Origin of the sequence: Amycolatopsis oliviviridis (genome assembly GCF_014654365.1) — a bacterium.
GTDB lineage: Bacteria > Actinomycetota > Actinomycetes > Mycobacteriales > Pseudonocardiaceae > Amycolatopsis > Amycolatopsis oliviviridis.
The window spans coordinates 871,100-895,204 of the sequence record NZ_BNAY01000003.1 but is presented as its reverse complement, the minus strand read 5'-3'; the positions used below and the strand labels follow the sequence as shown (position 1 = coordinate 895,204).

Below are 24,105 nucleotides of genomic sequence, written 5' to 3'. Positions count from 1 at the left end.
ATGGTGCTGAAGGAATTCCACACCCAGGTGGTCGAAACCCCGGACGCGGTCGCGGTGCAGGACGGTGAGCGGCGGCTGACCTATCGGAGTCTCGCCGCGCACGCGTCGGCCCTGGCGAACGAGCTCACGAAGCGCGGGGTGGGCCAGGACAGCGTCGTGGCCGTCTACGCCGACCGTTCGGCGGAACTGGTGGTCGCCGAGCTGGCCGTCCTGCTGGCCGGCGCGGCGTACCTGCCGCTCGACCCGGCCCATCCGGCCGCGCGGATCCGCCAGCTGCTCGAACTTTCCGGCGCCGTCGCGGTCCTCAGCACCGCGCCGCTGGTGTCCGGTGGGGCGCCGCTCGGCGACGACGTCCTGCTGATCGAGCTGACCGGAGAACCGCCCGCGGCGACCGTTCCGGAACCGCCCCGGGTCGACGACGCCGCGCTGGCGTACGTGATCTACACGTCGGGTTCGACCGGCCGTCCGAAGGGCGTCGCGGTCACCCACGCGAGCCTGGCCAACCTGATGCGCTGGCACCACTCGACCTACGGAACGCGACGCGACGACCGGTCGACCTTGTTGGCCAGTCCCGGTTTCGACGTGTCCGTCCAGGACATCTGGTTCACCCTGACCGCGGGCGCCACGCTGGTCATCCCGCCCGCCGAGGTGCGCACCTCGCCGCCGTCGCTCGCCGCCTGGCTGGCCGACGAGCAGATCACCGTGACCTTCCTGCCCACGCCGCTGGCCGAGGCCATCCTCGACGAGACCTGGCCCGCGCACACGGTGCTCCGGTGCCTGCACACCGGTGGCTCGGCGATGCAGCGCGGGGTGCCGGACGGACTGCCGTTCCCGGTGGTCAACCTCTACGGGCCGACCGAAACCACGGTGAAGGTGACGGCGGGCGAGGTCCTGCCGGGCGGGCCCGTGCCGCCGCCGATCGGGGTTCCGGTCGACGGTGTGCGCTGCTACGTGCTCGACGGGCTCGACCCGGTTCCCGACGGCGAAGCGGGCGAGCTGTGCCTGGCGGGCGAGTGCCTGGCGCGCGGATATCTGGGCGATCCGGTGGGTACGGCGGCGGCGTTCGTGCCGGACATCGCCGTCCCCGGGCAGCGGATGTACCGCACCGGTGACAAGGTCCGGCGCCGCCCGGACGGGGTCTTCGAGTACATCGGCCGGTACGACGACCAGGCCAAGATCCGCGGTTTCCGGATCGAACCCGGCGAGGTCGCCACGGTGCTCAAGCAGCACCCCGGTGTCCGGGACGCCTTCGTGGCGGTCGAAAACTCGGGCCGCCCGGACGCGCGCCTGGTCGGCTACGTGGTCACCGGCGTCCCGACCGCCGAGCTGGTCGAGTTCGTCGCGGCCCGGCTGCCGGGCTACATGGTGCCCTCGGCGATCGTCGTGTTGCCCGAGTTGCCGTTGACCCCCAACGGAAAGGTCGACCGCGCCGCGCTGCCCGCCCCCGACCGGGCGGCGGCGGGTCTCGCCGACGTCGCCGCGCCGCCCACCACCCCGACCGAGGTGGCGCTGGCGGGGATCGTGGCCGGGTCGCTCGGCATCACGGAGGTCGGCGCGCACGACGACTTCTTCGCCCTGGGCGGGAACTCGTTGTTCGTCGGGCAGCTGGCCGGGCACATCGCGGCGGAGCTGGACGTCGTGGTGAGCGTCGCCGAACTGTTCGGCGCGCCCACCGTCGCCGGTCTCGCGGCGATCATCGACCAGCGGGCCGCCTCGGCCGGAAGCGACGGCCAGGAACCCGTCGCGGTCGCGCCGAGCGCGCCGCCGGTGCGGCGGGCCGATCGGGACCGGCCGATTCCCCTTTCCCTGCCCCAGGAACGGGTCTGGTTCTTCGAGCAGCTGTCGCCGGGCAACCTGGCCTACAACTTCCAGGCCTCGGTGTCCTTGAACGGCGAGGTGGACGTCGACGCCTTGCGCGCGTCGCTGGACGAAATCGTTCGCAGGCACGAAATCCTGCGGACCGCCTTCGTCGCGATCGACGGCGTGGGACACCAGCGCCCGCTGCCGGAGGCCAAGGCGCCGTTCAAGGTGCTCGACGTCCCGGCCGCGGACGCGGACGACGTCGTCGCCGCGGAACTGCGCCAGCCGTTCGATCTGAACGCGCCGCCACTGGCCCGCTGGGTGTTGCTGCGGCACGAAAACGGGCAGAACACCTTCCTGCACGTGGAGCACCACTTCGTCCACGATGGATGGTCGCTCTCGGTGTTCCTGACCGAGCTTGGTGCCCTTTATCCGGCCTTCGCCGCCGGGCAGCCCTCGCCGCTGCCCGAACTGGCCGTCCAGTACGCGGATTACGCGCACTGGCAGCGGGACTGGATGCGCGGCGACGTGCTCCGCGCGCACGTCGACCACTGGACCGCCCGGCTGGCAGGCGCCCCGGACACCCTGGAACTGCCCGCCGACCGGCCGCGGCCGCCGGTGATGACCTTCCGCGGCCGGGCGCCGCGGATCAAGATCCCGGCTGGGCTCGCCCGGGCGCTGCGGTCCTTCAGCCGCGAGAACCGGGTGTCGCTGTTCTCCACGATGTACGCGGGTTTCGCGGCGCTGCTGTACCGCTACACCGGACAGCGGGACATGCTCGTCGGCACCGGCGCGGCGAACCGCAACGTGCCCGAGCTGGAGCCGTTGCTCGGCATGCTCGTCAACACGCTTGTCCTGCGCACCAAGGTGTCGGCCGATCAGCCGTTCAGCGAACTGCTGGAGCAGGCGCGGCAGAGCGTCGCCGAAACACTGGCCTGGTCGGACACCCCGGTGGACGCGGTGATCGACGCGATCGACCCGGCCCGCGACCCGTCGCGCACCCCGCTGTTCCAGGTCATGTTCAGCTTCCACGACTCCGCGGTGCCGGACATCGACTTCGGCGGGCTCACCGGCCGGGTCACCGAACGCTCGAACCGCTCGGCCAAATCCGATCTCAACGTGATCGTGATCCCGCGCGCCGAGCAGCGTCTCGGCCGGGCTTCCAGCGCCGAGGACGACGACCTCGCGATGATCTGGGAGCACTCGGCGGACCTGTTCGACGAGGCCACCATGGACCGGATGGTCACGCACTACCTGACCCTGCTCGCCGACGCGGTGGCCAGGCCGGGGACGCGGATCGGGGCGCTGCGCCTGCTCCCGGACGAGGAGGCGGACCAGCTCGAAAACTGGGCACACGGACCCGGCGAGGCGGGCGCCGAGCCGGTCACCGAGCTGATCGAACGGCAGGCACGGACACGACCGGACGCCGTCGCGGTGAGCTGGCCCGAGGGACAGCTCACCTACGGCGACCTGTGGCGGCGCGCCGGCGGGCTGGCCGACGAACTCCAAGAAGCGGGCATCGCCGCCGAGGAACCGGTCGCGGTGTGCGCCGACCGCTCCGTCGAGCTGGTGGTCGGCGAGCTCGCGGTGCTCAGGGCGGGCGGCTGTTACCTGCCCGTCGACCCGGACTACCCGGCCGAGCGGATCGACTTCATGCTGCGGGACGCGGGCGTGCGGAAGGTCCTCACCACCCTGCGGATGCGGCCGCACCTGCCGGAGTCCACCAACGGCATGCGCGTGATCGACCTGGGAGCCCCTGTCGCGGACGGGCAGGTCGACCCCGGCGATCCGATCACCCCGGAGCGGCTGGCGTACGTCATCTACACGTCGGGATCGACCGGCAGGCCCAAGGGCGTGGCGCTGGAACACCGGGGACTCGCGAACCTGGTCGCCTGGCACGTGGCCGAGTACGAGCTCGGGCCCGGCGACCGGACCACGCTGTTCGCGAGTCCCGGGTTCGACGCGTCGACGTGGGAGATCTGGCCGACCCTCGCGGCGGGCGCCACGCTGTGCGTCGTCCCGCCGAAATTCCGGGCCGCGCCGGCGGAACTGGTGCGCTGGCTCGGCGACGAGCGGATCACCTCGGCGTTCCTGCCGACCCCGATCGCCGCGGCCGTCCTGACCGAGCCGTGGCCCGACGGCACCGCGTTGCGCGCGCTGCTGACCGGTGGCGACGCGTTGCCGTCGGCACCGCCGGAGGGACTGCCGTTCCGGCTGTTCAACCACTACGGGCCGACGGAGAACACGGTGGTCGCGACCGCCGGACTCGTCCCGGCGGGACCGGCGAGGCTCCGGCCGCCGATCGGGAGGCCGATCGCCGGGGTCCAGGCGCACGTGCTGGACGCCGAAGGGCAGCGAGTGCCCACCGGTGTCCGCGGCGAGCTGTATCTCGGCGGGACGGCGGTGGCCCGCGGTTACGTGAACCGTCCGGAGCTCACCACGGAGACCTTCCCCGCCGATCGGTTCGCGGGCCTGCCCGGCGCCCGCCTCTACCGCACCGGCGACCTGGTCCGCTGGCTGCCCGACGGGCAACTGGAGTTCCTCGGCCGGGCGGACGAGCAGGTGAAGATCCGCGGGTTCCGGATCGAACCCGAAGAGGTGGCGGTGGTCCTCCGCGAACATCCGGCGGTCCGGGATGCCGTGGTCATCGCCCGAGCGCCCGCGGAGGGGGCCGAACTCGCGCTCTTCGCGTACGCCCAGAGCGACGCCGACGGCGAGGAACTCCTGGAGTTCCTGCGTGACCGGCTGCCGGTGTACATGGTGCCGGACGCGGTCACGGTGCTCGCCGAACTGCCGCTCACCGAACACGGCAAGGTGGATCACGCCGCGCTGGCCGCGCTGGAACCGAGCACCCCGGTCGTGCCCGAGGCGGAACAGCTGCCCCAGACGGAAACGGAAGAGCGCGTCGCGCAGCTCGCCTCGGCGTTGCTCCACGACCGGCGGGTGGGCCGCGACGACGACTTCTTCCGGTCCGGCGGCCATTCCCTGCTCGCGGCCCGGCTGGTCGCCCAGGTGAACGACGCCTTCGGGGTCGCGGTGCCGATGGCGCTGTTCCTCCAGCGGCCCACCGTGGCGAATCTGGCGGACGCGGTGGCCGTCGCGTCCGCGGGACCGGGAACCGGTCCTGGTCCGATCCGGCCGCGTGCCCGCCGCACGGTCGTGGGGCTGCTCGATCAGGAAAGCGAGGTGCAGCGGTGAGCGGGACCCACGAAGAGGACAGCGCGGCGCCGCTGTCGTACGCGCAACGGCGGCTGTGGTTCCTCGATCAGCTGCAGCCGGGCAGCGCGGTCTACAACGTCCCGCTCGGCTACGACATCACCGGCCCGCTGCACCATCCGGAACTCGAACGGGCGCTGACCGAAGTCGTGCGGCGCCACGAGATCCTGCGGACCGCCTTCCGATCGAGCGGTGGGACGCCGCATCAGGTCGTCCTGCCGCCCGCGCCGGTGTCCATCCCCGTCGTCGACCTGACCGTGCCCGGCCGGTCGGCGGACGAGGTGGCCCGGCTCGCGGACGAGGAGGCGGGCGCCCCGTTCGATCTGGTGGCGGGCCGGGTCGTCCGGGCCCGGCTGCTGCGCCTGGGCGAGCAGCGGCACCGGCTGCTGATCACCCTGCACCACCTCGCCTGTGACGCGGCGTCGGTCGGGATGCTCGGCAAGGAGATCGAAGTCCAGTACCGGGCCGCCCTCGCCGGCACGGAAGGGCGCGAGCCCGACCTGCCCATGCAGTACGCGGATTTCGCCGACTGGCAGCAGGACACGCTGGCCGGGCCCGAGCTCGACCGGCTGCTGGGGTACTGGACGGATCGGCTGGCGGGTATGCCCGCCCGGCATCTGCCCACCGACCACGCCCGCCCGCCGGTGCAGAGCTATCGCGGCGCAGCGCTCACGTTCGAGCTGCCGCCTTCGGCGATCGAGCGGCTCGAGGAACTGGGCCGGAGCGAAGGTGTCACGCTCTACAGCGTACTGCTCGCCGCTTTCGCGGTGCTGCTCCGGGCGCAGGTCGGCGAGGACGAGGTCGTGGTCGGCACCCCGGTCTCCGGCCGGGAACGGCCCGAACTGGCCGGGCTCATCGGGTTCTTCACCAACACCCTGGTACTCCGCTGCGACCTCGGGTCCGGCCCGACGTTCCGTGAGCTGATCCAGCGGCTGTGGACGGAGGTCAAGGGCGCGCTGGCCCACCAGGACCTGCCGTTCGAGAAGCTCGTCGAAGAGCTGCATCCCGACCGGGACCTCGCCCAGAATCCGTTGTTCCAGGTGCTGTTCAGCTACCGGTACGAAGAGGAAGGGGCCGGGCTTCGCCTGGACGGCTGCCAGGTGCGGCAGGTGCTGGGCGACACCGGCACGGCGAGGTTCGACCTCACGCTGAGTCTCGCGCGGACCCCGGCCGGCGTCACCGGACGGCTGGAATACAGCACGGACCTGTTCGAGGCCGCGACCGCCGAGCGGATCGCCGAGCGCTACGTCCAGGTCGTGACCGCCGCCGCGGACGCCCCGGACCGGCCCGTGGACGAACTCGCGGTGCTGCCGGCGGCCGAGGTCGCCACCTTGACCGGCTGGCAGTCCGGTGCCGAGGCCGGGATCCCCGACGCTCTGGTGCACGAGCTGCTGGCGGAGCGGGTGGCCGCGACGCCCGACGCGGTCGCCGTCGTCGCCTCCGACGCCACCCTGACCTACCGCGAGCTCGACCGGCTCGCCGAGCGGTTCGCCGGAAGGTTGCGCCGGCTCGGCGTGACACCGGACGAGCCGGTCGGCGTCCACCTCGGCCGCACTTCCCTGCTGATGGTCACCCTGCTGGGAATTCTCAAGGCGGGCGCGGCGTATCTCCCGCTGGATCCCGGATATCCGCGTGACCGGCTGGCCTTCATGGTCGGTGACGCCGGGGTGCGGCTGGTCGTGGCGGACTCCCGGTCCGCCGCGGCCGCGGGACGGCTCGGCGCCGCCCAGGTCGTGGTGCCCGAGCTGACCGGGGAGCCGGGCGACCTGCCCGAAGACACGCCGCCGTCGGCCACGGCCGACAACCTGGCGTACGTGATCTACACGTCCGGGTCCACCGGGCGGCCCAAGGGCGTCATGGTCACCCACCGGAACGTGGTCAACCTCTTCGCCGGGATGAACGACGTCTTCGGCGCCGACGAGCCGAGCACCTGGCTCGCGGTGACGAGTGTTTCCTTCGACATCTCCGTGGTCGAGCTGCTGTGGGCGCTGACGCACGGCCACCGTGTCGTGCTCCGAGGCGAGCCGCCGCTGGCGTCGGCCTCGGTCGCCGCGGAATCGGCCGCGGTCGCCGAGGCCCGCACCCGCCCGATCGACTTCAGCCTGCTCTACTTCGGCAGCGACTCGGAAGCCACCTCCGACGATCGCTACCGGCTGCTGCTCGACGGCGCGAAATTCGCCGACCGCAACGGTTTCACGGCCGTGTGGACTCCCGAACGGCACTTCCACCGGTTCGGCGGGCTGTACCCGAACCCGTCGGTGATGGCGGCGGCCGTCGCCGCGATCACCGAACGGGTCCAGGTACGCGCGGGCAGTGTGGTGCTGCCGTTGCACGATCCGTTGCGGGTGGCCGAGGAATGGTCCGTCGTGGACAACCTTTCGGCGGGCCGGGCCGGGATCTCCCTCGCTTCCGGTTGGCACGCCAACGATTTCGCGCTCGCACCGGACAATTTCGAGAAGCGCAAGCAGCTGATGATGGACGGTCTCGCGGAGGTCCGGCAGCTGTGGAGCGGCGAGAAAGTGCTACGCCGCAACGGTGTCGGCGCCGACGTCGAGGTCGGCGTGTTCCCCCGGCCCGTCCAGCCGGAGCTGCCGGTGTGGCTGACCAGCGCCAAACATCCGGAGACCTTCCGGATGGCGGGCGAGGCGGGCACCGGGGTGCTCACCCATCTCCTCGGGCACAACCTGGAGGAGCTGGCCGAGAAGATCGCGCTGTATCGCGAGAGCTGGCGCGAATACGGGCACGGACCCGGGGACGGCCATGTGGCGGTCATGGTCCACACGTTCGTCGGCCAGGACCTCGACGAGGTGCGGGAGCTGGTCCGGGAGCCGATGAGCCGGTACCTGGAGACCTCCTTCGACCTGATCGCCTCGCTCGGCGCCACCACCGGGAGCGCCGAGGACTTCAAGGCGTTGTCCCCCAAGGAACTGCGGGAGCTGGTCGACCGGGCCTTCGACCGCTTCTTCGCCACCGCGAGCCTGCTCGGCACCCCCGAGGTCTGCGCCGACATGGTGGACCGGATGAAGGCCGCCGGGGTCGACGAGGTCGCCTGCCTGATCGACTTCGGCGTCGACGAAAAGGCGGCGCTCGAAGCCCTGCCTCAGCTGACGACCGTCCGGGAGATCAGCGAAGAGCGGCGGCACGCCGCGCTCGCGGACGACGAGGAGCCGATCGCCGAGCAGCTGCGCGAGCAAGAGGTGACGCATCTGCAGTGCACGCCGTCACTGGCCCGCGCGCTGCTGGCGGATCGGGAAGCGCGTGCCGAACTGCCCCGGCTCAGCCGGTTGCTGGTGGGTGGCGAGGCGCTTCCCACCGACCTGGCAGGTGAGCTCGCCGACGCCGTCGGCGGCACGGTGCACAACATGTACGGGCCGACCGAGGCCGCGGTCTGGGCGACGACGTCCCGGATCCGGCCCGGCGGTGGCCCGGTGTCCATCGGGCGGCCGCTGGCGAACGTCCGGGCCTACGTGGTCGATCGCGACGACCGGCTGTGCCCGGCGGGCGTACCCGGGGAACTGTTGCTCGGCGGGGACGGCGTCGTCCGCGGTTACCTCAACCGCACCGAGGTGACCGCCGAACGCTTCCAGCCCGATCCGTTCGGCCAGAAGCCGGGCGCCCGGGTCTACCGGACCGGCGACCTCGCCCGCTGGACGGCAGGCGGCGGGCTCGAGTTCCTCGGCAGGCTCGACGACCAGGTGAAGCTGCACGGTCACCGGATCGAGCTCGGCGAGATCGAGACGGCGCTGGGCGAACACGCGGGGGTCCGGTCGGCGGTCGCCGTCATCCGGGGCTCCGGCGCGGAACAACGGATCGTCGGCTACTACGTCCCGGAGTCCGGGCAGCGGGCGACCGGTGCCGAACTGCGGTCGTTCCTCGCCACGCGGCTGCCCGCCTACATGGTGCCCGGCGCCTTCCACGCCATCGACGCGATTCCGTTGACCCCGAACAAGAAGGTCGACCGCCGGGCGCTGCCCGACCTGTCGGACGCGCGGCCCGAGAGCACCACCGAGTACGCGCCGCCGACGAACGCGACCGAGCGGCTGGTCACCGACGTGTGGCGGGAGGTGCTCGGCGTGGACCGGGTGGGCGTGGACGACAGCTTCTTCGAGCTCGGCGGGAACTCGCTGCTCGTGGTGGTGGCCAGGGCCCGGCTGCTCGAACAGCGGGACAACGGGCTGTCGCTGGTCGACATGTTCCGGTATCCGTCCGCGAGGGCACTCGCCGAGGCCCTCGACCGCAAACCGGCCGAAGGGGCCGACGAGGCGGTCGGCGCGGGTGTCGCCCGCGGCACCGCCCGACGCGCCGCCCCGCGGCGTCCGGGGAGGGCAGGGGTGTGAGTACCGGAATGGAAGACAAGATCGAGCCGATCGCGGTCGTCGGGCTCGCCGGGCGGTTGCCGGGAGCCGACACCATCGAACAGTTCTGGCGCAACCAGCGGGACGGCGTCGAGTCGGTCAGCAGGTTCAGCACCCGGCAGCTGGTCGACGCCGGCTGGCCGGCGGAAATGGTGGCCCACCCCGACTACGTGCCCGCCGCCGCGGTGATCGAGAACGCGGATCACTTCGACGCGGAGTTCTTCGGATACGACACGCGGCAGGCGGAGATCAGCGATCCGCAGCAACGGCTTTTCGCCGAATGCGCCTGGCACGCGCTGGAGGACACCGGGCACGACCCGTCGCGGTTCGACGGCGCCGTGGGTGTCTACGGCGGCTGCTTCGCGAACAAGTACCTGCCGCTGAACCTCTTGGCGAACGCGCGGTTCCGGGAATCGCTGGCGGCCTTCTCCGCCCGGCCGTACAACGACAAGGACTTCCTCGCGACCAGGGCGGCGTACCTATGCGACCTCCGCGGGCCCGCGATGAGCGTCCAGACGGCTTGTTCCACGTCGCTGGTGGCCATCCATCTCGCCTGCCAGGCACTGCTGAGCCACGAATGCGACATGGCGCTGGCGGGCGGGGTGGCGCTGCCCATCCCGCTGATCGGCGGCTATCCGGTGGTCGCGGGCGGCATCTTCGCGCGTGACGGCCATTGCCGTCCGTTCGACGCCGCCTCCAGCGGGACCGTCCCCGGCTACGGCGTCACGATCGTGGCGCTCCGCAGGCTGAGCGACGCGCTCGCGGACTCCGACCACATCCGCGCGCTGATCATGGGGACCGCGGTCAACAACGACGGTTCGGCGAAGTTCGGCTTCAGCGCGCCGAACTCGCAGGCGCAGGCCGAGGTGATCGCCACCGCGCACGCGGTCGCCGGGGTGCCGTCGGAGACCATCGGCTACGTCGAGGCGCACGGCACGGGTACCCCGCTCGGCGACCCGATCGAGGTGGCCGGGCTCACCAAGGCCTTCGACACCCGTGAGCGCGGGTACTGCGCGATCGGTTCGGTGAAGGCCAACATCGGTCACCTGGACGCCGCCGCCGGGGCGGCGGGTTTCGCCAGGGCGGTGCTGGCGCTCGAACACGGCGAGATCCCGCCGAGCATCAACTTCGACGCGCCCAATCCGGCCCTGACACTGGACCGCACCCCGTTCTACGTCCCGACCACCGCCCGTCCCTGGTCGCGGGGCGCGACGCCGCGCCGCGCCGGTGTCAGCGCCTTCGGGGTCGGCGGCACCAACGCGCACGTGGTGCTCCAGGAGGCGCCGACGCGGCGGGCCGCCACGCCGGACGCCCGCGACCGGCAGTTGCTCGTGCTGTCCGCGCGTACCGGGAAGGCCCTGGCGGACGCGGCGGGCGAACTCGCCGGCCGCCTGGAGCGCCAAGACGACCTCGACCTCGCCGACGTCGCCTACACCCTGCAAACCGGCAGGCGTGGGTTCCCGCTCCGGCGGCATCTGGTCTGCCGCGACCGGGACGAGGCGATCGCCGCTCTCCGGACGTTGGCACGGGACACCGGCGGTGCCGGGAAGGCCGCCCGCCAGGTGGTCTTCATGTTCCCGGGCAGCGGCTCGCACCGGCCGGACGCCGCTTCGGCGATCTACCGCGACGAGCCGGTCTTCGCCGAGGAGATGGACCGCTGCGCCGAACTTTCGCGGCCACTGCTCGGAAACGACGTGCGGGTCACGGCGGCGGAGGCATTCTCCCTGCAGTGGTCCCTCGCGCGGTTGTGGCAGTCGTGGGGTGTGCGTCCCGCCGCGATGATCGGTGAGGGCGACGGCGAGTACGTGGCGGCCTGCCTGGCGGGAGTGATCGACCTGGCGGACGCCATCGCCGTCACGATCGCCGGCGCCGAGATCCGTTCCCGCGCCGGGGCGGGCGGGGTGCCCGGCTCGGACGCGTCCGAGTTCGCCGCCGTGGTGGCGCGCCACGAGCTCAAACCGCCGCAGGTGCCCTACATCTCCGGGGCGACCGGGACCTGGATCGGCCCGGAGGAAGCCGCGGAGCCGGCGCACTGGGCCCGCCACTTCCGCGCGCCCGCCCGGTTCGCCGACGGTCTGCGGGAGCTGGCCGGTGAACCCGGCCGGATCCTGCTGGAGGTCGGGCCGGGCAGCACGCTGACCGAGATCGTCACGGGGCAGGAGACGACGGGGCTGAGGGCCTTGCCGTCACTGCCGTCCCCGGCGGGGGACCGATCCGGCGCCGCCGACCTGCTCGACGCCGCCGGAGAGCTGTGGAAGTCCACTGTGGACATGGATTGGGACGCTTTCCGCGGCGCTTCGCGACCGCGGCGGGTTTCTTTGCCGGGCTACCAGTTCCAGCGTCGCCGGTACTGGATCGGGCCGGACTCCGGCAGTTACGAACCACTGGGTCTGGAGGAGGCGTCATGGACGAGCCACTCATTGCCATCGTAGGCGCGGGTGTCATGGGCACCGGGATCTCGACGCTCGTCGTCGGGCACGGGGTGCCGGTCGTACTGGTGGACGTCGACGAGGGCGTGCTGGACCGCGCCGCCGCGGCGTCCGCCAACGGGCTGCGGCACGCTCGGCTGACGGGTGCGCTCCCGCCCGGGCGCACCCCGGCGAAGCTGCGCACGACACTTTCGCTGGACGACGTCGCGGACGCGACGGCGGTCATCGAGGCGGTCACCGAACTGCCCGAGAAGAAAGCGGAAGTGCTCACCGCCGTCTCGGCGCTGGTCCGGCCCGGGACCCCGGTGATCTCCAACACTTCCGGCATACCCATCGACGAGATGGCGGCGTGGGTGAAAAGCCCGGAAGACCTCATCGGCACGCATTTCATGAATCCCGCGTACCTGATCTCGATGGTCGAGGTGATCCGCGGCCCGCGGACCGCGGACAAGACCGTCGAATCGGTGCTCTCGCTGCTGACCGGGCTCGGCAGGAAGCCGGTGGTCGTCCGGGACGCGCCCGGGTTCGTGACGAGCAGGCTCCTGCACCCGATGATCAACGACGCGGCACAGGTGGTCAGTGCCGGCACCGCCACCGTCGAGGACGTGGACACCCTGATGCAGGGCTGTCTCGGTCATCCGACGGGTCCGCTGCGCACCGCGGACCTGATCGGCATCGACAACCTCGTCGACGCCTTGGAAGCGCTGTACGCCCGGACCGGCGACGAGCGGTGCCGTCCCGGTGAGCTTCTCCTCGAAAAGGTTCGGAAAGGCGAACTCGGCCGTAAAAGCGGCCGCGGTTTCTACGTCTACAGTGAGGCATAGTCATGACCCCGGAACAGCAGACCGCAAAGGCGCCCTTCGAAATGGACGCCGTCATCGACGAGATCACCCGGTTCGTGGCCGAGCAGACCCGGACCACCCCCGAGGTGGATCAGGACCTCTTCGCCACCGGTGTCGCCAACTCCATGTTCGCCATGCAGCTGGTCATGTTCCTGGAGCAGGCCTACGCGGTGACCGTCGCCGGGCCGGACCTGCAGCTGTCCAACTTCTGCACGGTCAAGAGCATGGCCACCCTCGTCGGCCGGCTCCAGGCGGAGTCTGCCGCCGACAGCGATGTCTGACGGGGTCTCCTTACTCCACAAGGATGTCTGGCGGCTGGTCGAAGACGAAGCCGGTGCGTGGGATCTCGACGGTGAGATCCCACGCACCGTCCTCAGTGGACTCGGTGCCGAGGGCGTGCTCTGTGCCGAAGTGCGGGAACAGTACGGCGGGCTCGGCCTGGGCAGCCTGGAGAACGGGCGGCTCACCGCCCACGCCGGCAGCCTGTGCAGTTCCCTGCGGAGTGTGATGACCTCGCAGGGCATGGCGGCGTGGACGGTGCAACGCCTCGGCACCCGGGAACAGCGGGCCCGGTTCCTGCCGCGGCTGACCGGCGGCGGGCTCGCGGCCGTCGCCTTCAGCGAACCGGACGCGGGCAGCGATCTCGGCGCGATGACCACCGGGCTGCGCTTCGACGGGGACACCGTCATCGTCGACGGCGGCAAGACGTGGATCACCGCCGCGGCCTACGCCGACTTGATCGTCGTCATCGGGAAAGCAGGCGACGGCGCGGCGGCGGTCGTCGTGCCGACGGACGCCGAAGGGGTGCGGATCGAGAAGATCCCGCACCCGATCGGCTGTCGTGCGGCGGGGCACGCGAACGTCCGGTTGGACGGCGTCCGCGTGCCCGCCGCGAACGTCCTCGGCGGGATCGGGCTGTCGCTGCCGATGCTGGTGACGACGGCCCTGTCCTACGGCCGGATGTCGGTGGCCTGGGGCTGTGCCGGCATCCTGCGCGGCTGTCTCGGCGCGGTGACCGAACACGCGAGATCACGAAGGCAGTTCGGCAAACCGATCGCGGAGCACCAGCTGGTCTCCCGCCGGGTCGCCGAGCTCTACGCCGCGGAGCAGGTCGCGACCGCGGTGTGCCGGAACGCGAGCGAGTGCTGGGAATCGGGCTCGCCGGACGTCGTGATCGCCACTGTCCTCGCGAAACACGTGAGCGCGACCGAGGCCGTGCGCGGGACGACGTCGGCCATGCAGATCATGGCCTCGGCCGGCGCGTCGGACGGCCACGTCGTCGCCCGCGCCTACCGGGACGCGAAGCTGATGGAAATCATCGAAGGCAGCAGCGAGATATGCCAGCTGGAGCTGGCCAGGCACGCCCTGGCGAGCGGGACCGGCACAGTCCGGCAGGAGGCGCGATGAACGAACCGATCACCACCGTCAAATGTGTCGTCTGGGACCTGGACAACACGCTGTGGAAAGGCACCCTGCTCGAAGGGGACGACGTGGTCATCGACGACCACGTCCACGAGACCATCCTGAAACTCGACTCACGCGGCATCCTGCAGGCGGTCGCCAGCAAGAACGACCACGATCCCGCCTGGGAGCGCCTGGAAGCCCTCGGTGTCGCCGAGTACTTCGTGGTCGCGAAGATCGGCTGGGGCCCGAAATCGGCGTCGGTCCGGGAGATCGCCGACGAACTGAAGTTCGCCCACGGCACGATCGCCTTCGTCGACGACCAGCCGGCGGAACGCGCCGAGGTGGAGTTCCATCTGCCGGAGGTGCGTTCCTATCCGGCCGAGTCGATTCCCGGCCTGCTTTCGCTGCCCGAGTTCAACCCGGCGACGGTGACGGTCGATTCGCGCCGCCGACGCCAGATGTACCAGGCGAACGTGCGGCGCCAGGCCGAGCAGGAGTCGTTCGACGGGCCGTCGGAGGAGTTCCTGCGTTCGCTGGAACTCGTGATGGAGATCGGCCGGGCCACCGCCGGGGACCTGTCCCGGATGGAGGAGCTGACCCTGCGGACGAGCCAGATGAACGCGACCGGTGTGCACTACTCCGACGCCGATCTGCGCGCGCTCCTGGACGACCCGCGTCACGAGGTCCTCGCGGTGACCATGAGCGACCGCTTCGGCTCGCACGGCGCCGTCGGTGTCGCGCTGCTGGAGACCGGTCCCGAGGTGTGGCACCTGAAGCTCCTGGCCACCTCGTGCCGGGTCGTCTCCTTCGGTGCCGGCGCCACCGTGCTGAACTGGCTGGTCGACGAGGCCGCGTCGGCCGGGGCCCATCTGGTCGCGGACTTCCGGCCGACCGCGCGGAACCGGATCATGGAAGTCGCGTACCGGTTCGCCGGGTTCACCGACGAGCACTGCGCGTGTGTCGCCGGACTGCCGTCGCCGGACAGCGGGGAGACGCGGCGCCTGCACCTCACGCCGGCACCGAGACCGGCGCCCGGCACGCTGCGTCTCTCCGCTGTCCGGTTGTCCACGACCTGATCACTTCTTCCGGGCGAGGGTGATTCCGTCGGCCATCGTGAGCATCGAGACATCGACTCGCGGGTCGTCGCGCACCGCCGCGTTGAACGCCCGGATCGCGACGGTGTCCGGATCCTGGCTCGCGGGGTCGATCACCCGGCCGAAGAAGAGCGTGTTGTCGATGACGATCAGCCCTCCCCGCCGGACAAGGCCGAGCGAGGCCTCGAAGTAGGCCCCGTAGTTGGCCTTGTCCGCGTCGATGAACACGAAGTCGAAACTCTCGCCGCCCCGCTCCTCCGCGAGGGCGGCGAGAGTTTTCGTCGCGTCACCGATCCGGACCTCGATGCGTTCGTCGACTTCGGCACGCCGCCAGTAGTCGACGCCGATCGCCGGCCACCGTCCGTCCCGGTCGAGGGTGACGACCGTGCCGTCCGGCGGCACCGCCCGCGCCAGGCACAGCGTGCTGTAGCCGGTGAAGGTGCCGATCTCCAGTACCGAGCGGGCACCGGACAGCCCGGCGAGCAGCGTCAGCAGCTGGCCCTCCTCGGCCATGACCTGCATGGCCACCCCGCCCGGCAGCCCCGCGGTCTCCGTCCTCAGCCCGGCCAGGATCGGATCTTCCCGCAGGGACATGGCCCGGACGTATTCGCGGAGTTCCGGCGTCGCCACGATCTGATCTGCCATGTCGTGGTCACCGCCTCGCGACGCAGGCGAACGACAGCGGGATCGGGTCGCCCGGGATCCGCCAGTTGTGGTCGCCGTCGGGCACCATCAGCGGGAGCCGCTGCCGCGCGTCGTAGGGCACCTCGCGGAGGCGCTCGATGGTCATGCCGACGTCGATGAGCGCGTTCACCACCTCTTCCACGGTCCACCGCCAGCCGTAGATGCTGTGCGTCTCCACCGCCACCTCGTCCTCGATCCGGTCGGCGTAGCTCGCGGACATCTCGTGGTGCACCTGCCGGGATTCGAACAGCGAGCGGGTCACCCGCAGTTCCCCGTCGACGGAGTCGAAGAGGTTGAGGATCGGGTGGATCTCCACGATCGTGAGGGTGCCGCCCGGTTTGACGTACCGCGACGCCACCTCGGCCCAGCCGCGGATGTCGGGCAGGAACGAGAGCGTGCCGTAGCCGGTGAACACCCGGTCGAACTCGCCGTCGAGCACCTTGGGCAGGTCGTAGAGGTTCGCCTGGACGAACTTCGCGTCGAGGTCGAGTTCCTCCGCGAGATCACGGGCGATGTCGATCGCCTCGTCCGAGATGTCGGTGCCGGTCACCCGGGCGCCCATGCGGGCGAGCGAAAGCGAGTTGACGCCGATGTGGCACTGGAGTTCCAGCAGGGACTGGCCGCTGACGTCGCCCAGCTCCTCCTGCTCCAGCTTGCGCAGCATGTTGTAGCCCTGCTTGAACCTTTCGACGTCGTAGTACGACGATTGCAGATGCGCTCGCGCCCGGAGGTTGAACCCCTCTTGATTGGCCGAGATCTTGTCGAGGTCGCTCATGGACGTCATCGGTGCTCTCCTTCGGCGTGGATCGATGGTTGTGGACGGTCTCCGACGACCAGCGGGGCCAGATCGCGGCGGCTGGTCACCCCGAGCTTCTGGTAGGCGCGGCCCAGATAGTTGTCGACGGTGCGGACGGACAGCCCCAGCCGGTTCCCGATGGCGGGGCTGGTGAAGCCGTTGGCGGCCAGCAGCGCGACCTCCCGCTCGCGTCTGGTCAGCTCGACCAGCGGGGCGGTGAGCCGCAGCAGCGGGGTCTTCGCGTCAGGACACACGACCGAGCCGGGCGGCGTGGCGGTGTGCCGCAGCGCGGCCGCTCCCGCGGCGGTGGCGGTCTCCGCGGCGAGCAGGTCCATCCCGAGTTCGGTGAACTTCGCCGTGGCGGCGTCCAAGGCCCCGGGATCGGACCGGGCCAGCGCGGCCGCGGCGCCCGCCATGGCGGGCACGACCGGCCCCTGCACCACCCCGGCGAGCGCGGCGAGGCGATGCCTTACCGCGTTGGGATTCCCGAGCCGGGCCACGTCGTAGCGCGCCACGGCCTCGACGGCGTACTGACCCGAGGCCATGGCGATGTCGGCCGCGTCGCGGGCCTGCCGGGCGGCGAGCGTGGTGTCCCCGCCCGCGGCCGTGATCCACGCCTGGCTCAATGCCAGCCACGGCGCGAACAGACGGCTCTCGAACGCCCGGTCGGCGACGAGCTGCCGGGTCTGCCGTGCGCCGGTCTGATCGCCGAACATGGCGCGGGCCCCGGCGAGTTCGGCGAGGCACGGCGGCTGCAGGAAGCACGAGTTGCCGCCGTCGAACAGGCGCGAAGCGGTCGCCAGATCGGCGATCGCGCCCGCCAGGTCGCCCCGTGTCTTGGCGACCTGGCCGCGCAGCGCCAGCCAGCCGGCGGCCACCGCGACGTTCCCGGCGGCCACCGCGTCCCGGTAGCCGTCCTCGGCCAGCCGGGACGCTTGCCGCACCTGGCCCGACATCAGCGACGCGAAGCAATGCGCGTAACCGATTTCGGCGGAGCGGTGACTGCCGGGGCCCGCCCGGTCGACCGCCGCCAGCGCCCGGTCGAACCGTCCCGACAGAGCGGCCGCGACGACCACCGCGATCACCGCGGGCCGGATCGCCCCGTCGGGCAAACACTGTTCCCGCAACACTTTCTCGCCCGCGGCCAGTGCCGCACGGGTGGAGCCGTCCAGCAGCAGCAGGCCGGCGCGGTGCGCCTCGGTCACCGGACCGCCGACGTCGGCCAGCACCCGGTGCGCGGCCTCGACGTCACCCGCTCCCCAGTACTGGATGGCCGCCGCGGTCACCGCCCAGCGGGTCCGGCGCTCCAGCGGGGCGTTGTCCGGCGGGCGGTGGGGCAGTACCTCGCCCGCGTACCGGTAAAGACCCCGCCGTACCAGCACTTCGGCCGCGAGAAGGTCGGCCGAATCGCCGTCACCGTGGAGGTGCTGCGCCGTCGTCGCCATCGCCTTGGCCATGTCGAGGTCCAGCTTGACCAGGATTCGCTCCGCCTCGGGGAGCAGCCTGCCGGGCGACAGGACATCGCCGAACTCCGAGTCCGTGATCACGACGCCCGCCCGGTCCGGTCCCGGTCACCATCCACAATGGACAAAGCCGCTCCGGTGATCACGGCGTCGGCCCGAGTCGCCGGATCTGTCTCGAAAATTGTCTGCACGACAAAGAAACCCCCCAGTTCTGTGAGATGCAAATTACTTATCGTGAGCCCGGTTCGTTCAGGCGAGAAGAAGCGACTTCGCTATTCGTTGGCGCGTCCCGAGTTGATCTCAAGATCTGCTCAACGAACCCCCCTCAAGGTTCTGTCAGCCAGGAGCTGGACTTCATCATAGACAGCAATAGTGGGCGCTGCAACCAATCTTCGTTGTCTCCGGCGGCTTTCGCTACGATAACTAGACATTTCGGTCTTCGTCGAGCAGGTTGATTGCGTGCGCCGTACTCGGGTACCCGCAATGAGAATTTTACCGTCGCCGTTCGGCCGCCTCTGCCGGAAATGGCGCATGGCCGGTAATTCGTAACGACGGACGGTGTATTCGCTGGATTTCGCAGTCTTCCCGATGGTGGGATGACAGGACTGTTCGTGTCCGCGTGCCTTGACGCCCGGGATCCCACATAAATAAAAGGCGATTCCATCCGCGCGTGATGAACGCGGATGGAATCGCCTTTTGTTTGTTCGGACCGAAAGATCAGACGGCGGGCGTCACATCGGCCTGTTTCTCGGGTTCGATCACCGGCGCGGCCGGGCTGCGCCTGAAGTTCAGCGCGACCAGCACGGTCAGCACCATGCCCGCCACCGTGGCCCACATCGTCGTGCGCAACCCGTCGACGGTGGCGACGCGCAGCGTCTCACCGGTCAGTCCTTCGTTGCCGGAGTTGGCGACAGCCACCAGAACGGCGAGGCCGACCGCGAGACCGACCTGCTGGCCGGTCGACGCGATACCCGAGGCGATGCCCTGATCCTCTTCCGCGGTCCCGGTGGTCACCGCCGCGTACATCGCGGTGAACACCGTGCCCTGGCCGAGGCTGAGGACCAGCACTCCCGGTGCCAGCGCCAGGAACGAGCCGGTCGGCGAGAGGGAGAACGCGAAGGCCACGGTGCCGGCGGCACCGATGAGGAGCGCGACGATCAGCGTGGTGCGCGCTCCGAAGCGGGTGACCAGCTTCCCACCGGACAGGTTGCCGATGAGCACCCCGACGCACGGCAGGAGGAAGGCGAAACCGCTCTGGATCGCCGAGTAGCCGAGCACGTTCTGGAAGTAGACGGTGAAGAAGTAGGGCAGCGCGCCGAAAGTCCCCATGAACACGAAGACAACGAGGGTGCCGGTACTCAGGTTTCGGTTACGGAACAAGCGAAGCGGCAGCAGCGGGTCGCGGCCGCGGCCCTCGATGGCGATGAACCCGGCGAGCACGATCACGGCGATGGCCGCGGTGATCAGGATCGTCGGCGAAGTCCAGCCCGACACCGGTCCCTGGACGAGGGTGAACACCAGCAGCGTCGCGCCGACGGTCGCGGTCAGCGCGCCGGGCAGGTCGAACTTGCGCCCGTCGGACCCCTGGTCGGTGTCCTTCGGGATGACGGCGAACGCGAGCAGCAGGGCGCCACCGGCGAGCGGGACGTTGGCGAAGAAGATCGACTCCCAGCCGAAAGCGCCCGTCAGCACGCCGCCGAGCAGCGAACCGAAGACCATTCCGCTGCCACCGGCACCGCTCCAGATCGACAGCGCGCGGTTGCGGTCAGGCCCTTCGGCGAAGGTCGTGGTGATCAGCGAAAGCGTCGAGGGAGCGAGGAAAGCGCCGCCGAGACCCTGCACCGCACGCGCGATGATCAGCGTCGTCGGGTCACCGGCGAGCCCTCCGACGAGCGAGGAAGCCGCGTACAGGAAGAGGCCGAAGACGAACATCCGGCGGCGTCCGAACAGGTCCGCCGCGCGGCCGCCGAGCAGCAGGAAACCGCCGAAGGCGACGACATAGGCGCTGACGACCCATTGGAGTGTGTGCGCGGAGAAGCCGACTCCGGCACCGATGTCGGGCAGCGCCACGAAAACAATGCTGTAGTCCATGGCGTAGATGAACATCGCGAAAGCCAGCAACGCCAGGATCAAGCCGAGGCGTCGGCGGGACGGCGTCTCGGCGCCGGCGACTGCAGGAGGCATTTTCTGTGCCTGTCCTTTCTGAGGTGATTGTTTCGGGTGCTCGTCGATACGCGGGGCATGGAAAAGGTTCCCTCGGCCGGTTGCCGGGGAATGGAGAATTCTGATCAGTGTTGCCGGGTATTCGTTTTCACAACTTCGAGCGTGGCTCGAGGTGATCGCGGAACCAATTCACGACGGCGGTGTCGAGTTCGTCCCATTCATTGCGGTCGTCCGGGAGATGACCGCCGGAAAGGCGGATGAATCGCACGGTCCCGCCCAGTCCGGTCAGCGTTTCGTACAGTTGCTCGGTGCCGCTGATGACGACCGTGGTGTCGTTCACCGCGTGCGCCAGCAGCAGCGGCGCCCGGAGATCCGCCGCGTGGGTGAGCGGGCTCGCCTCCTTGAGCCTCGCCAGATCTTCGGGGTCGTCGACGTCCCCGATCCATTCCACGACCCGCCTGCTCCATGTCGGCGGCAGGGCCCGGACGTCCGCTTCGAGGTCCGCCGGTCCGCAGATCGCGGCACCGGCCCGCCACAGATCCGGCAGCCTCGTCAGGCAACTGAGCGCCGCGAATCCGCCGTAGGACATCCCGTGGACACCGAGCCGATCGCCGTCCACCCAGTCCAGGCTTCGGAGAAACCCCGCGGCGGCTGCGAAATCGGCCAGATCACCGCCTCCCCAGTCGCGATAGATCAGCCGTTGATAGGCCAGCCCCCGTCCGGTGGAACCCCGGACGTTCGGTGCCAGCACAGCGATTCCGGCCCGCACCATCCGCTGGATCAGCGGGTCGTGCACCGGCAGCGCGGCCCATTCGGGGCCGCCGTGGATCGTCAGCACCGCGGGGACGGGATCGGCCGTCGAACGCGGGCGGTAGAGCAGTCCGGAGATCTCCAGCCCGTCCGCTCCGGTGAACCGGACCGTTTCCGGTTCGACGAGGTCGTCCGGCAGGGTGGCGCTGAAGTCGGTGAGCCGCTGTGTCTCGCCGGAGGCGAGGTCCACCGAGAAGAACTCGGTCGCCCGGTCGCCGGCACCGACCTGCGCGAGCAGACGGTCTCCGCCGAATCGCGGCACGAAACCGTCGTAACCGAACGGCTGGGACGCGAATCCGGGCAGTTCGACCGTGGTCTCCGCGGTGCACAGCAGCGTGACCTGGTCCCGGGGCACGGCCCAGACCACCTGCGGGCCGACGATCACGTTCTCCACATCGGCGTCCGGCGTGGCGATCCACGTCAACGGCTCGCCCGGGACGAGCAGGGCGACCCCGAGGAAGTCGCGGCCCTCGGTGGTGCACAGGTAGATCCCGTCCTCGGTCCATCCGCCCGGCTGGTACTTCGCCGGACCCTCGTGCGGGGTGAGGTGCCGCGTCTCGCCGGTCGTGAGATCGCAGGCGAACAGGTCCTGGTCGGTGTTCTGGTGGAATTTCAGGACGAGGAGGTGCCGGGAGTCCGGGGAGAAACAGATCGGCACGTACCGGTCGTCACCTTCCAGGACCATCCTGGACTCGCCGCTCTCCAGGTCCCGCACGTAGACGTCGAGACAGGTGATGTCACGCGCGCTGGTCGAGTAGGCGAGCAGCCGGCCATCCGGGCTGTACGGCCGGCTCGCGCTCGAATACGGCACGCCGATCTCGCGCCTGATGCCGGGTTCCGTCGCGATCCACTCCACCTCGCCGGTGGCCGGATCGAGTTCGGCCAGCCGGTAGTCCTGGCCGCCGGTCACGTCCGCCACGACCAGGAGCCGGGTCTCGTCGGGCCGCCACGCCAGCCGGGTGACCGCGCCGTCGATCGGGAACATCCGCCGTTCCCCGGTCCAGGTCCGGAACCATGGCTGCGGCCTGCCGGATTCGTCGCTGACGTACGCGAAGCCCTCTTTCGCGGGCCAAGCGCCCCAGACGGTCATGAGTGCTCCGCCAAGGCGAGCTGGATCGACGCCGCGGCGACGATCCCGCGGTGGAACCAAGCGAGGTCGAGATTCTCGTCGGGCGCGTGGTTGGCCTCGTCGACGTTGGCCAGCGGCACGCCGTAACAGGGGCACGAGAGGACGTCGCTGAGCGCGGCGATCGGCAGGCTTCCGCCCATCGACGGGACCAGCAGCGGCCGTTGCCCGAGCCCGTCCTCGACCGCCCGGAGAATCGTTGTCGTGTAAGGGGTTTCGGGCAATGTGGACGACGGCGACATGGCCGCGTCGGGGACGAACTCGACGTCGGGGGCGAATTTCGCGATATGCCGCCGGATGGCTTCGGCGACCTGGTCGGGGGTCTGGCCGCTGACCAGCCGGGCCTCGCACCGGGCGATGGCGACGTCGGGGATCACCGTGCGATGGTCACCGGAATCCGCGCAGCTCAACGAGTTCACGGTCAGCGTCGGCACGGCCAGGCGTTCGTGGAAGCCCAGATCGGCCGGTGGCTCCATGCCCGCCGCCCCGATCGCTTCGAGGGTTCCGGCCACGTCGACCGGGAGATCCGCCAGCGCGGCACGCTGTCCCTCGCTCAGCGGCGCGACATCGTCGGCGAACCCGGGCACGGTCACGATCCCGTCCGCCGACCGCATGGTGGCCAGCAGCTGCACCAGCGCCCACGCCGGATTCGGCGCGACCCCGCCCCAGTTCCCCGAATGCAGCGGCCGGTTCGCGCCTCGCGTGCGCAACTCGAACGTCAGGATCCCGCGCATGCCGAGGACCACACAGGCCCGGCCGGAGTCGTGCACGGGCCCGTCGCTCCAGATCACCAGATCGGGCCGGCCGACCTGACGTACGGCCCGGGCCAGGTTGGGGCTGCCGATCTCCTCCTCGCCGTCGAGCAGAACCGTGACCCGGCAAGGAAATCCGCCGGTCAGGTCCCGCAAGGCGCGCAGCCCCAGCAGTTGCGCGAGATGCTGCCCCTTGTTGTCGCCCGTGCCGCGCCCGTACATCCGGCCGTCACGGACCGACGGCACGAACGGCGGTGTCGTCCACAGATCGAGCGGGCCCGGCGGCTGCACGTCGTAGTGGCCGTAGATCAGCACGTGCGGTCCGGGGCCGTCCGCCGTTCCCACCAGTGCGGGCCAGCCGCCGGTCTCGACTTCTCGCGCCTCCAGGCCCGACGCGCGCAACAGCCGGAGACCGTGGGCCGCGGCCTCGGTCATGCCCTCGCCGGTGCGGCTCACGCTCGGCAGGGAGATCCAGTCCGCCAGCTCACCGACCAGGTCTCGGCCGTCCACCCAGGCCCGGAGCTGCTCGATCACAGAACCTCCAAGCGATTGCAAATAATGACATCGATATTAAGTCAAGCAAACCGATGTCGGCTTGGCAAGGTACAGTGCTGCGTGTGGAGGCGACGATCGAAGAACTCAAGGCGCTCGGGCATCCGGTCCGCTGGCGCATCCTGCGGCTGTGCCTGGACCGCGCGCTGACCAACAAGGAGCTGTCGGTCGAGCTCGACCTCGCTCCCGCTACCACGCTGCGTCACGTCCGTGCTCTGGTGAAGACGAACTTCCTGGTCGCCGAACCGGTCTGCACCGGTGAGAACGGCGCGTTGCAGCGGCCCTATCGCGCGACCGCGCGCACCTGGGGCATGACGATCCTGCCCGACGACTCCGGCCTGGCGCAGCAGGTCGACCTCGCCGTGCTCGGCGCCCACCGCGCCGAACTGATCGCCGCGGGCAAGGATTCCGGCCGTGGCGCCAAGCGGGGAGTGCTGCGGTTGCGGCCCGAGTCGGTGGAGTCGCTTCACCGCCGGATCCGGGAACTGATCGCCGAGTACGGCGACGAGCCCGACGGCGAGCCGCTGAGCTATCTGTGGTCGCTCGCCGCGCAGGCTCCGGCCAAACCTTAAACGTCACGCAGGGTGGACCACCGCTGATTTCCGATCGGCGGTGGTGC

14 protein-coding genes and 2 pseudogenes are annotated in these 24,105 nt (G+C 70.5%); 10 read left to right on the top strand and 6 right to left on the bottom strand.

Features of this window, described 5'->3' with window-relative positions; translation table 11 throughout:
• The 9 genes and pseudogenes from IE302_RS17295 to IE302_RS17265 all read left to right on the top strand — a co-directional run bounded on the left by IE302_RS17295 (position 1) and on the right by IE302_RS17265 (position 15,122).
• Positions 1-4,998, top strand: a complete 4,998-nt coding sequence (locus IE302_RS17295; RefSeq protein WP_191255504.1) for a non-ribosomal peptide synthetase — start codon at positions 1-3, stop codon at positions 4,996-4,998.
• Positions 4,995-6,338, top strand: a pseudogene (locus IE302_RS43320) (condensation domain-containing protein); the annotation flags it as partial. The gene IE302_RS17295 and the pseudogene IE302_RS43320, both read left to right, overlap by 4 nt.
• Positions 6,321-6,989 (top strand): annotated as a pseudogene (locus tag IE302_RS43315) (AMP-binding protein); the annotation flags it as partial. The pseudogenes IE302_RS43320 and IE302_RS43315, both read left to right, overlap by 18 nt.
• Positions 6,984-9,353: a MupA/Atu3671 family FMN-dependent luciferase-like monooxygenase gene (locus IE302_RS43310; RefSeq protein ID WP_444541942.1), complete on the top strand. Its 2,370-nt coding sequence runs from the start codon at positions 6,984-6,986 to the stop codon at positions 9,351-9,353. The pseudogene IE302_RS43315 and the gene IE302_RS43310, both read left to right, overlap by 6 nt.
• Positions 9,350-11,803, top strand: coding sequence for a type I polyketide synthase (locus IE302_RS17285; protein WP_191255502.1), 2,454 nt, complete (start codon positions 9,350-9,352; stop codon positions 11,801-11,803). The genes IE302_RS43310 and IE302_RS17285 overlap by 4 nt, the downstream gene beginning before the upstream one ends.
• The gene (locus IE302_RS17280; protein WP_191255501.1) at positions 11,776-12,624 is read left to right on the top strand and encodes a 3-hydroxyacyl-CoA dehydrogenase family protein; all 849 of its coding nucleotides are present in this window, start codon (positions 11,776-11,778) and stop codon (positions 12,622-12,624) included. The genes IE302_RS17285 and IE302_RS17280 overlap by 28 nt, the downstream gene beginning before the upstream one ends.
• A gap of 2 nt (positions 12,625-12,626) precedes the next feature.
• Complete coding sequence (locus tag IE302_RS17275) at positions 12,627-12,923, top strand: acyl carrier protein (RefSeq protein WP_229907807.1); 297 nt, start codon at positions 12,627-12,629, stop codon at positions 12,921-12,923.
• Positions 12,916-14,049, top strand: a complete 1,134-nt coding sequence (locus IE302_RS17270; protein WP_191255500.1) for an acyl-CoA dehydrogenase family protein — start codon at positions 12,916-12,918, stop codon at positions 14,047-14,049. Before IE302_RS17275 ends, IE302_RS17270 begins: the two co-directional genes overlap by 8 nt.
• Positions 14,046-15,122: an HAD-IIIC family phosphatase gene (locus IE302_RS17265; RefSeq protein ID WP_191255499.1), complete on the top strand. Its 1,077-nt coding sequence runs from the start codon at positions 14,046-14,048 to the stop codon at positions 15,120-15,122. Before IE302_RS17270 ends, IE302_RS17265 begins: the two co-directional genes overlap by 4 nt.
• Here the strand turns inward: IE302_RS17265 and IE302_RS17260 are convergent, their stop codons facing one another.
• The 6 genes from IE302_RS17260 to IE302_RS17235 all read right to left on the bottom strand — a co-directional run bounded on the left by IE302_RS17260 (position 15,123) and on the right by IE302_RS17235 (position 23,468).
• Complete coding sequence (locus IE302_RS17260; protein WP_191255498.1) at positions 15,123-15,785, bottom strand: O-methyltransferase; 663 nt, start codon at positions 15,783-15,785, stop codon at positions 15,123-15,125. It lies immediately after the preceding gene.
• Between the two features lie 7 nt (positions 15,786-15,792).
• Positions 15,793-16,608, bottom strand: coding sequence for a class I SAM-dependent methyltransferase (locus tag IE302_RS17255; protein WP_229907806.1), 816 nt, complete (start codon positions 16,606-16,608; stop codon positions 15,793-15,795).
• Positions 16,605-18,167: a helix-turn-helix domain-containing protein gene (locus tag IE302_RS17250; protein ID WP_191255497.1), complete on the bottom strand. Its 1,563-nt coding sequence runs from the start codon at positions 18,165-18,167 to the stop codon at positions 16,605-16,607. The genes IE302_RS17255 and IE302_RS17250 overlap by 4 nt, the downstream gene beginning before the upstream one ends.
• Before the next feature lie 633 nt (positions 18,168-18,800).
• Positions 18,801-20,267 (bottom strand): MFS transporter, encoded by a 1,467-nt coding sequence (locus tag IE302_RS17245; RefSeq protein ID WP_191255496.1) that lies wholly within the window; start codon positions 20,265-20,267, stop codon positions 18,801-18,803.
• A 127-nt stretch (positions 20,268-20,394) separates the two neighbouring features.
• Positions 20,395-22,146, bottom strand: a complete 1,752-nt coding sequence (locus tag IE302_RS17240; protein WP_191255495.1) for a S9 family peptidase — start codon at positions 22,144-22,146, stop codon at positions 20,395-20,397.
• Positions 22,143-23,468 (bottom strand): M20/M25/M40 family metallo-hydrolase, encoded by a 1,326-nt coding sequence (locus IE302_RS17235; RefSeq protein WP_191255494.1) that lies wholly within the window; start codon positions 23,466-23,468, stop codon positions 22,143-22,145. Before IE302_RS17235 ends, IE302_RS17240 begins: the two co-directional genes overlap by 4 nt.
• A gap of 83 nt (positions 23,469-23,551) precedes the next feature.
• On the opposite strand from IE302_RS17235, the gene IE302_RS17230 reads away from it, so the two are divergent.
• Positions 23,552-24,058 carry a winged helix-turn-helix transcriptional regulator gene (locus tag IE302_RS17230; RefSeq protein ID WP_229907805.1) on the top strand — a complete coding sequence of 169 codons (507 nt, stop codon included), beginning with the start codon at positions 23,552-23,554 and terminating at the stop codon, positions 24,056-24,058.
• Positions 24,059-24,105 lie beyond the last annotated feature (47 nt).